Origin of the sequence: Micromonospora globbae, assembly GCF_003610785.1 — a bacterium.
Taxonomy (GTDB): Bacteria; Actinomycetota; Actinomycetes; order Mycobacteriales; family Micromonosporaceae; genus Micromonospora; species Micromonospora globbae.
Genome location: NZ_RAQQ01000004.1, coordinates 65,353 through 77,843 on the forward strand (window position 1 = coordinate 65,353; position 12,491 = coordinate 77,843).

12 protein-coding genes are annotated in these 12,491 nt (G+C 74.4%); 6 read left to right on the forward strand and 6 right to left on the reverse strand.

The window, feature by feature from the left end; genetic code table 11:
• Positions 1-46: 46 nt before the first annotated feature.
• The 3 genes from D7I43_RS06500 to D7I43_RS06510 all read right to left on the reverse strand — a co-directional run bounded on the left by D7I43_RS06500 (position 47) and on the right by D7I43_RS06510 (position 3,293).
• Complete coding sequence (locus D7I43_RS06500; protein WP_120327485.1) at positions 47-1,195, reverse strand: Mrp/NBP35 family ATP-binding protein; 1,149 nt, start codon at positions 1,193-1,195, stop codon at positions 47-49.
• Between the two features lie 195 nt (positions 1,196-1,390).
• On the reverse strand, positions 1,391-2,017 hold the full coding sequence (locus D7I43_RS06505) for a DUF1003 domain-containing protein (RefSeq protein WP_120327486.1): 627 nt from the start codon (positions 2,015-2,017) through the stop codon (positions 1,391-1,393).
• Positions 2,010-3,293, reverse strand: a complete 1,284-nt coding sequence (locus D7I43_RS06510; protein ID WP_120327752.1) for a magnesium transporter MgtE N-terminal domain-containing protein — start codon at positions 3,291-3,293, stop codon at positions 2,010-2,012. The genes D7I43_RS06505 and D7I43_RS06510 overlap by 8 nt, the downstream gene beginning before the upstream one ends.
• A gap of 33 nt (positions 3,294-3,326) precedes the next feature.
• On the opposite strand from D7I43_RS06510, the gene D7I43_RS06515 reads away from it, so the two are divergent.
• Both D7I43_RS06515 and D7I43_RS06520 read left to right on the forward strand, forming a co-directional pair.
• Positions 3,327-4,196, forward strand: a complete 870-nt coding sequence (locus tag D7I43_RS06515) for a PhzF family phenazine biosynthesis protein (protein WP_120327487.1) — start codon at positions 3,327-3,329, stop codon at positions 4,194-4,196.
• A gap of 51 nt (positions 4,197-4,247) precedes the next feature.
• Complete coding sequence (locus D7I43_RS06520; protein WP_120327488.1) at positions 4,248-4,760, forward strand: hypothetical protein; 513 nt, start codon at positions 4,248-4,250, stop codon at positions 4,758-4,760.
• Positions 4,761-4,804: 44 nt separating this feature from the next.
• On the opposite strand, the gene D7I43_RS06525 is transcribed toward D7I43_RS06520, so the two are convergent.
• Positions 4,805-5,518: an HAD family hydrolase gene (locus tag D7I43_RS06525; protein WP_120327489.1), complete on the reverse strand. Its 714-nt coding sequence runs from the start codon at positions 5,516-5,518 to the stop codon at positions 4,805-4,807.
• Between the two features lie 96 nt (positions 5,519-5,614).
• On the opposite strand from D7I43_RS06525, the gene D7I43_RS06530 reads away from it, so the two are divergent.
• Both D7I43_RS06530 and D7I43_RS06535 read left to right on the forward strand, forming a co-directional pair.
• A complete protein-coding gene (locus D7I43_RS06530) occupies positions 5,615-6,586 on the forward strand; it encodes a DMT family transporter (protein WP_396845501.1) in 972 nt (323 codons plus the stop codon).
• Between the two features lie 94 nt (positions 6,587-6,680).
• Positions 6,681-8,882 (forward strand): APC family permease, encoded by a 2,202-nt coding sequence (locus D7I43_RS06535; protein WP_120327491.1) that lies wholly within the window; start codon positions 6,681-6,683, stop codon positions 8,880-8,882.
• Positions 8,883-8,984: 102 nt separating this feature from the next.
• On the opposite strand, the gene D7I43_RS06540 is transcribed toward D7I43_RS06535, so the two are convergent.
• Entirely contained in the window at positions 8,985-9,809 is an 825-nt protein-coding gene (locus tag D7I43_RS06540) for an SDR family NAD(P)-dependent oxidoreductase (protein WP_120327492.1), read from the reverse strand.
• Between the two features lie 120 nt (positions 9,810-9,929).
• On the opposite strand from D7I43_RS06540, the gene D7I43_RS06545 reads away from it, so the two are divergent.
• Positions 9,930-10,886 (forward strand): HpcH/HpaI aldolase/citrate lyase family protein, encoded by a 957-nt coding sequence (locus tag D7I43_RS06545; protein WP_120327493.1) that lies wholly within the window; start codon positions 9,930-9,932, stop codon positions 10,884-10,886.
• A 50-nt stretch (positions 10,887-10,936) separates the two neighbouring features.
• On the opposite strand, the gene D7I43_RS06550 is transcribed toward D7I43_RS06545, so the two are convergent.
• Complete coding sequence (locus D7I43_RS06550; RefSeq protein ID WP_120327494.1) at positions 10,937-11,461, reverse strand: DUF4190 domain-containing protein; 525 nt, start codon at positions 11,459-11,461, stop codon at positions 10,937-10,939.
• 118 nt (positions 11,462-11,579) lie between these two features.
• Here D7I43_RS06550 and D7I43_RS06555 point away from each other — a divergent pair, with 118 nt between their 5' ends.
• A complete protein-coding gene (locus D7I43_RS06555; RefSeq protein WP_120327495.1) occupies positions 11,580-12,485 on the forward strand; it encodes an SDR family NAD(P)-dependent oxidoreductase in 906 nt (301 codons plus the stop codon).
• The last annotated feature ends 6 nt before the right edge of the window (positions 12,486-12,491 follow it).

The window sequence follows — 12,491 nt, forward strand, 5'->3', positions numbered from 1 at the left end:
CGGCGGCCGTGAGGACCGAGCGGTGCGTCAGCGGCCGGGCGGCGCGTCAGCGGCCGGCGGGCTTGAGGCCGAGCGGCTTGCCCAGCAGGGACTCCCGCCGGATGGCCAGCCGGTCGGCGACCGTGCGCAGCGCCGCCGCGGCGGGCGACTCCGGGTCGGCCAGCACGATGGGGTTGCCGGCGTCGCCGGCCTCGCGTACGCGGGTGTCCAGCGGGATCTGACCGAGCAGGGGCACCTGGGCGCCGATGGTCCGGGTCAGCGACTCGGCCACCGACTGGCCACCGCCGGAACCGAAGATCTCCATCCGGGAGCCGTCCGGCAGCTCCAGCCAGGACATGTTCTCGATCACACCGACCACGCGCTGGTGGGTCTGGAGCGCGATGGCGCCGGCCCGCTCGGCCACCTCGGCGGCGGCCGCCTGCGGGGTGGTCACCACGAGGATCTCCGAGTTGGGCAGCAGCTGGGACAGCGAGATGGCCACGTCGCCGGTGCCCGGCGGCAGGTCGAGCAGGAGCACGTCCAGCTCGCCCCAGTAGACGTCCGCGAGGAACTGCTGGAGCGCGCGGTGCAGCATCGGGCCGCGCCACACCACGGCGGCGTTGCCGGCGGTGAACATGCCGATCGAGATGACCTTCACGCCGTGCGCCTGCGGCGGCATGATCATGTCTTCGACCCGGGTCGGGCGGCCGTCCGCGCCGAGCATCCGCGGCACCGAGTGGCCGTAGATGTCCGCGTCGACCACGCCGACGCTGAGCCCCCGCGCGGCGAGCGCCGCGGCCAGGTTCACGGTCACGCTGGACTTGCCGACGCCACCCTTGCCGCTGGCCACCGCGTAGACGCGGGTGCGCGAGCCCGGCTGGGCGAACGGGATCACAGGCTCGGCGGCCGCCGTGCCGCCGCGCAGCTTCGCCTGCAGCGACTGGCGCTGCTCGGGGCTCATCACCCCGAACTCGATCTCCACGCCGGTCACGCCGGGGACGGCACCCACCGCGGCGGTGATGTCCGCCCGCAGCTTGTCGCGCAGGGGACAGCCGGCGACGGTGAGCAGCAGTTCGACCCGTACCACGCCGTCCGGGCCGATCACGGCGGAGCGGACCATGTCCAGCTCGGTGATGGGCCGGCGGATCTCCGGGTCGTTGACCGTGGCCAGGGCGGCCTGGATCGCGTCCTCGACGGTGCTGGCGGGTGCTGACATGCCCGCAATGCTACGTCGGAGGCGATCCGCGACCGCGTCAGCGGGGGCCGGTGTGAGCGAGTCGATGGCCCCCGACGGCCACCGGACGGCGACCGGACGGGGGCTGGACGACCACCCGGCGAAGTGGGACGATCGAGACGAACGCCGCTCGCCTGGCCCCTTGAGGCGCGCGGCGTTCAAGTGTTCCCGGGCGGTTCAGCCCTCCGTGCGGCGCGGGGTCGCGGGCCGGCCGTCGCGCGCGAAGTCGCCGTCCACCTCGTCCCGAGGCTCGTCCAGCCCCTCCTGGTCCGCCGTCCCGGGCGTGGCCCTCTCCTGCTGCCGTCGTTCGAGCCGCTGCCGGCGCTGGCTCGCCTCGTCCAGCTCCTCCGCGAGCCGGGCCAGCTCGCCGCGGATGAAGTCCCGCGTCGCCATCTCGCCCATGGCGATACGCAGGGCGGCGATCTCCCGGGACAGGTACTCCGTGTCCGCCTTCTGCATGGTCGCCCGCCGGCGGTCCTCCTCCATCGCGAGGCGGTCCCGGTCGGCCTGCCGGTTCTGCGCCAGCAGGATCAGCGGTGCCGCGTAGCTGGCCTGCAGGGACAGCACGAGGGTGAGGAAGGTGAAGGTGTACGGGTCGAACCGCAGGCTGGGCGGGGCCAGGGTGTTCCAGCCGAACCAGATGCCGATCACCGCCGTCATGTAGACGATGAAGTTGGCGGTGCCCATGCTCCGGGCGATCCCCTCGGACCACCGGCCGAACGCCTCCGGGTCGAAACGGGGCAGCTTGACGGCGCGGGGCTCGCGCGGCTGGTCCAGCCGTTCCACCCGCCGCTGCTCAGCCATCCGTGCCGCCCGGCGCCTCGAAGCTCGTCGGGGCGGCGACCGCGTCCCGGTCCCGCCAGTCCCGCGGCAGCGAGTGGTCCAGCACGTCGTCGACGGTCACGGCACCCACGAGCCGGTTGTTCCGGTCGATGACCGGCATGGCGACCAGGTCGTACGTGGCCATCCGGCGGGTGATCTCCGGCAGCGGCGTGGTGGGCCGCAACGGGTCGATGTCGTTGACCACCACACCGCCGAGCAGGTCGGCCGGCGGCTCGCGGAGCAGCCGCTGGAAGTGCACCATGCCGAGGTAGCGCCCGGTGGGGGTGGTCATCGGCGCCCGGGTCACGAAGACCTGCGCGGCCACCGCGGGCGAGAGCTGGGGCTCGCGGATACGCGCCAGCGCCTCGGCCACGGTGGCGTCCGGCGGCAGGATGACCGGTTCGGAGGTCATGACGCTGCCGGCGGTGCCCGGGCTGTACTTGAGCAGCTGCCGTACCGGGTCGGCCTCGTCGGGCTGCATGAGGTCGAGCAGCACGTCCTGCTCGGGCGGCGGCAGCTCGCTGAGCAGGTCGGCGGCGTCGTCCGGGTCCATCTCCTCCAGCACGTCGGCGGCGCGCTCCCGGTCCAGCGCGGCGAGGATCTCCACCTGGTCGTGCTCGGGAAGCTCGCTGAGCACGTCGGCGAGCCGCTCGTCGTCGAGCGCCGCGGCGACCTCGTTGCGCCGGGCGTCGGGCAGGTCCTGGAGGGCGTTGGCGAGGTCGGCCGGGCGCATGTCCTCCAGCACGGCGAGCAGGTTGGCCGTGCCACGGGTGTCCGCGACGCCGCTCAGTCCGCGTACGCGTTCCCACTCGACCTGGTGCAGGTGGCCGCGGCGGGTGAGCCGGCCGGTCTGCTCGCGGACCGCGACCCGGGTGAGCGACCACTCGCCGCCCCGGCTGCACTCCATGGCCACGTCCACCACCGTCCCGGACTGGCCGCCCGGGTCGACCTGCACCCGCCGGTCCAGCAGCTCCTGGAGCACGAGCAGCTCGTTCGGGCGCTTCTCGAAGCGGCGCAGGTTGAGCGTGCCGGTGCCGAGCACCACGGCGTCCGCGTCGATGGAGGTGATCCGGTTGATGGAGAGGAAGATGCGCCGGCGCATCGGCATCTCGGCGACCAGCCCCACCACCTCCGGCGGTCGCTGGGTCGGCCGGAGCCGGGCCACCGCGTCGCGGACGCGACCCACCTGGTCACCGTTCGGATCGAAGACGGCGACTCCGGCGAGCCGGGCGATGTATACCCGGGTCGGGGTTGTCACGGCCACCAGCCTAAGCGCCTAGTGTTTATCAGCATGTCGACCTTGGCCTACGAGATCGTGGACGTCTTCACCGACCGCCCGTTCGCCGGCAACCCCCTGGCCGTGGTGTTCGGTGCCGAAACCCTGGCCACCGAGCAGATGCAGGCACTGGCGCTGGAGTTCAACCTCTCCGAGACGGTGTTCGTCCTGCCACCCACCCAGGCCGGGGCGACCTACCGGGCCCGCATCTTCACCCCGGTGGAGGAGTTGCCGTTCGCCGGCCACCCGAGCGTCGGGGCGGCGGTCGTCGCGAGCCGGCGGGGCATGTTCGGCCCGGGCCAGGTCACCCAGGAGTGCCGGGCCGGCCTGCTGCCCATCGAGGTCACCGCGACCGGCGCGACGCTCACGGGGGCGGTGCCGACCCTGGGGCCCGAGCTGGACCCGGAGCCCCTGCTGGAGATCGTCGGGCTGGCGCCCGCCGACCACGCCGGCCCGGCGCCCCGGGTGGCCGGTTGCGGGTTGGAGTTCCCGTACCTCCCGCTGCGCCCGGACGCCGTGGCGCGGGCCCGGGTGGACGCGGCGGCCGCGCAGCGGTACGGCGTGGATCATGTGAGCGTCTTCTCCTGGGACGCGGAGACCCAAACCGCGCACAGCCGGGTCTTCGTGCCCGGGCTCGGCGTGCCGGAGGACCCGGCGACCGGCTCGGCCGCGCTCGGTCTCGGCGTGTGGCTGGTGGCCAGCGGCCTGCTGCCCGCCGACGGCCGCTCCACCTACACCGTCCGGCAGGGCATCGAGATCAACCGCCCGTCCTCGCTGGCCTGCACGGTCACGGCGGCGAACGGCACGGCCGTGGGAGCCACGGTGGCGGGCCAGGTCGTGCCGGTGGCCCGGGGCGAGATCATGGTGCCCCCGTTCGTGGGCTGAGCACGTACGCCGACGCTGACGCGACCCGGGCCGGTGGGGGAGGATGCCCCTGTGACGGACGATGACGGGCGGCTCGGCACGCCCCTGGTCGACGAGGTGATCAAGAAGGCCGCGGTGGCCTGGGTGAGCGTCGCGGGCGGGCCCGCGCGGGCGCTCTGGTGCGCCACCCTGGAGGGTTCGCTGCTCGTGGTGAGCGGCCCGGGGGAGCAGACCGCGCCGGGGCTCGCGGACGCCGACGAGGCGCAGGTGACCATGCGCGGCGACCACGGCGGCCGGATCGTGACCTGGCCGGCCCGGGTGAGCCGGGTCCGGCCGGGCACCGAGGAGTGGGAGACCGTCGCGCCGCTGGTCGCGGCGAAGCGGCTGAACGCGCCCGGCCCGGCCACGGAGCTGGTGCGGCGTTGGGCGGACGACGGGTGCGCGCTCAACCGGCTGACGCCCGCCGGCGAGCCGGTCACCGGCGACGCCCTGCCCAGCGGCTCCCTGGCCGAGGCGCCCCGGGACACGCCGGCGGCCCGGCCGACCCGCCGACCGTTCCGTCTGCACCGGGTCCGCCGGCGCTGACCGGCGGCGGCCGCACGTGACGCCCCGGGCGGCGGACCCTCGCCTCAGGCCGGCAGCGGTCGGGCCACGGTGACCTCGGCGTCGACCAGGTCGAGCACCTCGCTCAGCGAACCGAGCACGGGGCCGTTCCAGCCGAGGTCGGCGTTGAAGACCATGTGCTCGGTGAGATCGGGTGCGGCCAGCCGGGCGGCGCGCATCCCGGCCCGCTCGGCGCCGGTCAGCTCCTGACTGCCGCCGTCGCCGACGTAGAGGCAGTCCTCCGGGGCGAGTCCGAGCCGCCGGCACGCCGTGAGGTACAGCGCCGGGTCCGGTTTGCAGCGCCCCACCTGCACCGAGAAGATCCGCACGTCGAGCAGTGGGGCGATGGCGAGGTCCGGCAGGAAGGCCGGCAGCTCGTGGGTGCAGTCGCTGATCACGCCGGTACGCAGTCCGCGATGGCGCAGCGTGGCCAGCGTCGACACGGCGTCGGGCCGCAGCCGGGTGTCCGCGCGTACGGCGCGGTGGCGGGAGGCGACGGCCGCGCGCACCGCCCCGTCCGGCGGGTCCACGCCCGCCTGCGCGCAGACCCAGCGCAGGGTCGCCTCGGCGTTGCCCAGCCGGCCGGTGGCGCGCTGGTAGAACGTGCGGTCGAGCACGGCGGTGAACGTGTCGCTGGGGCAGCCCAGCAGCCGGGCGGTGTCCCGATGGCCCGCGCCGCGTTGGACAGACCGGGTCAGCGTGCCGAAGAAGTCGAAGAGCACCGCCTGGAACCTGGGCATGGGAAAGCGCCTCCGGGCGTGAGGGGTTCGCCGGCGCGGACCGCGTGATCGTAACCGAACGCTGACCCTCCGTGGTGGCCCGGTGGCGTGTGAGGATTGCTCTCCGTGTCCCCACCTCCGCACCGCCCGGCGCTCGACCCGCTGACCACGGGAGCCGTCGCCCTCGCCGTGGTCGCCGTCTCGTCCTCCGCGCCGCTGATCGCCTTCGCGGCCGCACCCGCCCTGGCCGTCGCGTTCTGGCGCAACCTGCTCTCGGTCGCCCTGCTCGGCCCGTTCTCGGCGGCCCGGCGGCGCGGGGAGCTGCGGGCGCTCACGGTGGGTGCGGGCCGGCGCGAGGGCTGGTACTGCGTACTCTCCGGCGTCGCGCTGGCCGCCCACTTCGCCACCTGGATGCCGAGCGCCCAGCTCACCTCGGTCGCGGCGGCGACCGCCCTCGGGGCCACCCAGCCGGTCTGGCAGGGGCTGATCGCCCGTGCCCAGGGGCGGCGGCTGCCGGTGGCAGTCTGGGCCGGCATCGCCGTGGCGGTCTCCGGCGCGGTGCTCGCGACGGGCGCCGACTTCGCGGCGTCGGGCCGGGCCTTCGCCGGTGACCTGCTCGCCGTGGCGGGCGGCATGTTCGCGGCCGTCTACACCGCCTTCGGGGAGCGGGCCCGGGCGACCATCAGCACCACCACGTACACGACGATCTGCTACGGCGTCTGCGCGCTGGTCCTGCTGGTGGTCTGCCTGGCCGGCGGGGTGCGGCTCGCCGGCTTCGACGGCCGCACCTGGCTGGCCATCCTCGCCCTCGTGGCGGGCGCCCAGCTCCTCGGGCACTCGATGTTCAACTACGCGCTGCGCCGGATCTCCGCGACCACGGTGAGCGTGCTCGTCCTGCTGGAGGCCCCGGGCGCGGCCCTCATCGGCTGGGTGTGGCTCGGCCAGCTGCCCCGGCCGGCCGCCCTGCCCGGCCTGGCGCTGCTGCTCGCCGGGGTCGTCGTGGTGGTGCTCACCGGCGCGCGGGCCGGTCGCCGTACCGAGCCGGTGCCCGTCCCCGCCGACGCGGCCCCGCTGCCCGACGGGCGGTGAGGCACGGGCACTTTCGCCGAAGAGTCGCCATTCGGCCACCGAGCGGGCCGCTTTCCGTGACAGTGCGGGAAGGGGTGCGTGAGGAAGGACGGGCATGCGGCGGCGGGGCGGCGGACGCGAGCAGGGCGAGGGACGGCCGGGAACGGTGGTCACGCCCTCGGCCGAGTTCCCGCCCCTCGACGAGCAGGAACTGGGTGCGCTGCGCCGCATCGGCGAGCAGTGGCGGGCCGGCGCCCACCCGCCCGGGCCGGAGCAGGTGCCGCTCGACCCCACGCTCGACCGGAACCACGCCGAGCCCGTACCGGGTCGCTTCGGCCGGCTCGCCCCGATCAGCATGTTCACCGCCGGCGAACCGGGCGAGCTGGTGGCGACCGAACCGGCGAACACCCCGCGTACGCGGACCGGCCGCGCGCTGACCCGCTCCCGGCACGCCCTGCTCGGGCCGCCCCTGACCAGCGCCGCGGTGCTCTACGAGCGGATGCGCAAGCTCGTCGCCCTCCCGGTGCTCTCCTCCGACCTGCTCAGCTCGGTGGCGTACGGGCCGGAGGCGATGCTCGCGGTGCTGGTGCTCGCGGGCGGCGGCGCCCTCGGGCTGTCGCTGCCGCTCGCCGCCCTGCTGGCCGTGCTCATGGTGGCCGTGGGCCTGTCCTACCGGCAGACCGTGGTGGCCTACCCGCAGGGCGCCGGCTCGTACGTCGTGGCCACCGACAACCTCGGCGCCCGTCCGGGGCTCGCGGCCGCGGCCGGACTGTTGGTCGACTACGTGCTCACCGTGGCGGTGTCGGTGGCGGCCGGGGTCCACGCGGTCACCTCGGCGATGCCCGGACTGGCCCGGTTCGCCGTACCGCTCGGGGTGCTCACCATCGCGGTGCTGCTCGCCGGCAACCTCCGGGGCGTCCGCGCGGCCGGCAACCTGTTCGTCTGGCCCACGTACGCCTTCATCCTCGCGCTGCTCGCGGTGCTGCTGGTCGGCTACGCGCGGGCCGGCGCGCGGGGCTTCGAACCGGTGCCCGCGCCGGCCGTGCCCGCCGTCGAGGGGCTGGGGCTGCTGCTGGTGCTGCGCGCCTTCGCCTCCGGTGCGGTGTCGATGACCGGCATCGAGGCGGTGTCGAACGCGGTCCCGGCGTTCCGTCCGCCCGAGTGGCGCAACGCCCGCACCACGTTGAGCTGGATGGTCGGGATGCTCGTGGTGCTCTTCGTCGGGCTGACCGTGCTGATCCACCTCGACGGGCTCGCGCCGAAGCCGGAGGCCACGCTGCTGTCGCAGCTGGCCCGGGTCACGTTCCCCACCGGTCCCTGGTACGCGCTGGTGCAGGCGGCCACCGCCCTGATCCTGCTGCTGGCCGCCAACACCGCGTTCAACGGGTTCCCGCGGCTGCTGTTCTTCATGGCCCGGGCCGGGCACGCGCCGCGCCGGTTCCTGCACATGGGGGACCGTCTGGCGTTCACCGACGGACTCGTGGCGCTCGCCGTCGCCGCGGGGACGGTGTTCGTCGCGTTCGGAGGCCGGACCCAGGCGTTGATCCCCCTCTACGCGGTCGGGGTGTTCCTCGCGTTCACCCTCTCGCAGGTCGGCATGGTGGTGCACTGGCGGCGCGAGCGGTCCCGGGGCTGGCGCCGGCGGGTCGGGATCAACGCGCTCGGCGCCGTCCTCTCCGGCCTGGTGCTGGTCACCGCCGCGTTCACCAAGTTCACCGAGGGGGCGTGGGTGGTGGTGATCGCCGTGCCGCTGCTCGTCCTGCTCTCGCTGGCCATCCACCGTCACTACCGCAGGCTGGGCCGGTTGCTGGCCCTGCACCCCGCGCCGAACGGCCGGGGCCAGGTCCCCGCGCCGCTGCCCGGGGCGCCCGAGGAGGGCGCGCTGGCCGAGTCCCAGGAGCTTCCGCAACAGGTACGCCACCTCGTCGTGGTGCCGGTCGCCCGGCTGAACCGGGCGTCGCTGCGGGCGCTGGCGTACGCGGCCTCGCTGGGCCAGCCGACCCTCGCCGTGCACATCGCGCCCGAGGACACCGAGGCGGACCGGTTCCGCGAGCAGTGGGAGGCGTGGGGTGACCACGTGCGGCTGGAGACGATCGTGTCGCCGTACCGGGCGGTGATCGGGCCGCTCGCGCACTACCTGGAGGCGCTGCACGCCGCCCGGCCCGACGTGCTGCTCACCGTGGTGGTGCCCGAGGTGGTGGTCCGCCGCCACTGGCACGTGCCGCTGCACAGCCGGGCCGAGAAGCGGCTGCGGCGGGCCCTGCAGGCCCTGCCCGGCGTGGTGGTGACGAGCCTGCCCGTGCACCTCGCCGAGTAGGCGTCACCGGGCCGGGACGGCGGCCAGGCGGCACCGGTGGGGTTCGGCGGCCGATCGGGCCGGCGTCCGTCGGGGCGGCGGCCGGCGGACCGGCGCCCCGCCCTACTCGCCGATGCCGACGGCCTTGGCGCTCGCCGTCCAGAGGCGGGCGGCGAGCCGCGGGTCGGCCGCCTTGCGCAGCGGCCGGCGCAGCCGCCGGTCGTGGTAGTAGCCGCCGTCGACCAGCCGCGCCGGGTCGGAGTTGACCAGCCAGACCAGCGTCTCCGCGCCCTTCTCGGGGCTGCGGAACGGCAGCAGCCGCATGCCGACGGCCACGAGCCGGCTCTCGTTGCCGAACCGGGTCCGCACCACGCCAGGGTGGAAGCAGTGGGCGGGGACCTCCGGCCAGCGCCGCGCCGCCTCGGCGGTGAAGAGGATGTTGGCCTGCTTGCTGGTGCCGTACGCGGTCATCGCCCGGTAGCGGCGCAGCGGGCGGTTGAGGTCGTCCGGGTCGAGGATCCCGCTGCGGTGCGCGCCGGAGGCGGTCACCACCATCCGCCCGATCCGGTCCCGCAGGAGGTTGCTGAGCAGGAACGGCGCCAGGTGGTTCGCCTGGATGGACAGCTCGAACCCGTCGACCGTGGTGATCGGCTGGAGCACGATCGCGCCGGCGTTGTTGACCAGCACGTCGATCCGGTCGTACGCGGCCCGCAGCTTCTCGGCGAGGCGGCGTACGTCGTCGAGGACGGCGAAGTCGGCGCGGAACAGCTCCGGCCGCTCACCGGCCGCCTCGCGGACGCGGTCCCCGGCGGCCTGGAGGCGGGCCGGGTCCCGGCCGACCAGTACCACCTGGTCACCCCGGCACGCCAGGTCGACGGCGGCCGCCAGGCCGATGCCCGAGCTGGCGCCCGTCACCACGACCAGGCGACGCCCAGTGAGATCTTCCACAGCTCCATTCACCCCGGTCATGGCGCGAGGTTACCGTGGCGTAACACCCTTTGGGATCGTTAAGTCTCAGTCTGATCGCTGGCGTCGGCGTGCCCGCCGGACGCTGGAAGGAGCGCATCCATGGCCGCTGTCGGTCGCCCCCGCCGGTCCTGCCTCGCGGTACCCGGTTCCAGCGTCAAGATGCTCGGCAAGGCCCAGGGCCTCCCCGCCGACCAGGTCTTCCTCGACCTCGAGGACGCAGTGGCGCCGCTGGCCAAGCCGGACGCCCGCAAGAACATCGTGGCCGCGCTCAACGAGGGCGACTGGGCCGGCAAGACCCGGGTCGTACGCGTCAACGACCTGACCACGCCGTGGACCTACCGGGACGTGATCGACGTGGTCGAGGGCGCGGGCGCCAACCTGGACTGCATCATGCTGCCGAAGGTGCAGAACGCCGCCCAGGTGCAGTGGCTGGACCTGACCCTCACCCAGTTGGAGAAGACGCTGGGTCTCGAGGTGGGCCGCATCGGCATCGAGGCCCAGATCGAGAACGCCGCCGGTCTGGTCAACGTGGACGAGATCGCCGCCGCCTCGCCCCGCGTGGAGACGATCATCTTCGGCCCGGCCGACTTCATGGCCTCGATCAACATGAAGTCGATGGTCGTCGGCGCCCTGATCCCGGACTACCCCGGCGACCCGTACCACTACATCCTGATGCGGATCCTCATGGCCGCCCGGATGCACGACAAGCAGGCCATCGACGGCCCGTTCCTGCAGATCCGGGACGTCGACGGGTTCCGTGAGGTGGCCCGGCGCTCGGCCGCGCTCGGGTTCGACGGCAAGTGGGTGCTGCACCCGGGCCAGATCGAGGCGGCGAACGAGGTCTACTCGCCGACGCAGGCCGACTACGACCACGCCGAGCTGATCCTCGACGCGTACGAGCACTACACCTCGGAGGCCGGCGGCAAGCTCGGCGCCGTGATGCTCGGCGACGAGATGATCGACGAGGCGTCCCGGAAGATGGCCCTCGTCGTCGCGGCCAAGGGGCGGGCCGCCGGGATGACGAGGACGTCCTCCTTCACCCCGCCCGCGCGGTGACCGCCGGTCGTGCCGTCCGGGACGCCCGGACGGCACGACCGTGGCCCGGCTCAGGTGGGCTGGTTCGCCGCGTAGATGATCGCGATGATGATGACGGCCGCGGCGAGCAGCGCGATGGCCGTCGAGATCCAGCCCATGACGATGCCGGCCGTGGCCATGCCCTCGCCGCTCTCGCCGCGCTCGCGGATCTGCCGCTTCGCGATGTGGCCGAGGATCGCGCCGACGACACCGATGATGCCGCCGATCCCGTAGCCGCAGAGGCCCATGATGCCGGTGATGCCGACGACCATCGCGGCGACCGCCATCCCATTGGTCGTCGGCGCGGGCGGGTAGCCGTAGCCCGGGTAGCCCGGGTAGCCCGGGTGACCGGACGGCGGGTACGGGGCCGCGGACGGGTACTTGCCGGCGGCGTACGGGTCGATCGGCGCGTACGGGTCGGCCGGGCCCGGCTGGCTGGGGACCGGCGGACCGCTCATCGGCAGCGTCGGGTCGGCCGGCGGGCTCGTCGGCTGACCCGGCTGCTGGCCGGACCACGCCGGATCGTTCCAGCCGCCGGAGGGTGGGGGATAGGTCATGCGCTCTTCTCTCCAGTGCGTGCGGGTGCCGTCAGGGTAGCCAGGCCACGACAAACCGATGACCCCGCGCCCGGGTGCCGCGTTGCCCGGACCGGCCGGAACGGGCAGGATCCCAGTCATGGCAATCGACGCGCGCGCCGCGGACCGCTCCGGCAGCCGACCGAGGCGGGACGCGACGCGTCCGGGCCTCGCGCGGCGCAGCCGTGCCGCCGCGCCGACCACTCTGGCCGGTCAGGACGACCCGGCCGCGCTTCCCGAGCCGGTCACCATGCGGCTCGACGGCCGGGTGGCGCTGGTCACCGGGGCGGGCAGCCCGGACGGCATCGGATACGCGACGGCCCGGCGCCTCGCCGACCTCGGCGCCCGGGTGGCCATCGTGTCCACCACCCGGCGCATCCACGAGCGCGCGAGCGAACTGGGCGTCACGGGCTTCGTCGCGGACCTCACCGACGAGTCCGAGGTGGGCGCGCTGGCCGACGCGGTCACCGAGCAGCTCGGCGACGTCGAGGTGCTGGTCAACAACGCGGGCCTCGCGAGCCGGGCCAGCCCGGAGGTGCTCCGCCCCGTCGCGCAGCTCAGCTACGACGAGTGGCGCGGGGAGATCGACCGGAACCTGACCACCGCGTTCCTGTGCAGCCGCGCGTTCATCGGCGGGATGGCCGAACGGGGCTGGGGGCGGATCGTCAACCTGGCGGCCACCGCCGGGCCGGTCAACGCCCTGCCCACCGAGGCGGCGTACGCGGCGGCGAAGGCGGGCGTCGTCGGGCTCACCCGGGCGCTCGCCATGGAGGCGATCGCCGACGGGGTGACCGTCAACGCGGTGGCGCCCGGCACCATCTACACGGCGGCGTCCACGATGGCCGAGATCAAGCAGGGCCTCGGCACGCCCGTGGGGCGGCCGGGCACACCCGACGAGGTGGCGGCGGCCATCGCGTTCCTCTGCTCGCCGGCCGCCTCGTACATCACCGGACAGATGCTCGTGGTCGACGGCGGCAACAGCGTCCGGGAGGCCCAGTTCCGCTGAGCGGCC

Coding starts and splice junctions, on each gene's coding strand:
- D7I43_RS06525 (WP_120327489.1), bottom strand. CDS start 5,518: ATGCCCAGGTTCCAGGCGGTGCTCTTCGACTTCTTCGGCACGCTGACC.
- D7I43_RS06505 (WP_120327486.1), bottom strand. CDS start 2,017: ATGGCTGAGCAGCGGCGGGTGGAACGGCTGGACCAGCCGCGCGAGCCC.
- D7I43_RS06545 (WP_120327493.1), top strand. CDS start 9,930: ATGGCCGCTGTCGGTCGCCCCCGCCGGTCCTGCCTCGCGGTACCCGGT.
- D7I43_RS06550 (WP_120327494.1), bottom strand. CDS start 11,461: ATGACCTATCCCCCACCCTCCGGCGGCTGGAACGATCCGGCGTGGTCC.
- D7I43_RS06555 (WP_120327495.1), top strand. CDS start 11,580: ATGGCAATCGACGCGCGCGCCGCGGACCGCTCCGGCAGCCGACCGAGG.
- D7I43_RS06515 (WP_120327487.1), top strand. CDS start 3,327: ATGTCGACCTTGGCCTACGAGATCGTGGACGTCTTCACCGACCGCCCG.
- D7I43_RS06535 (WP_120327491.1), top strand. CDS start 6,681: ATGCGGCGGCGGGGCGGCGGACGCGAGCAGGGCGAGGGACGGCCGGGA.
- D7I43_RS06500 (WP_120327485.1), bottom strand. CDS start 1,195: ATGTCAGCACCCGCCAGCACCGTCGAGGACGCGATCCAGGCCGCCCTG.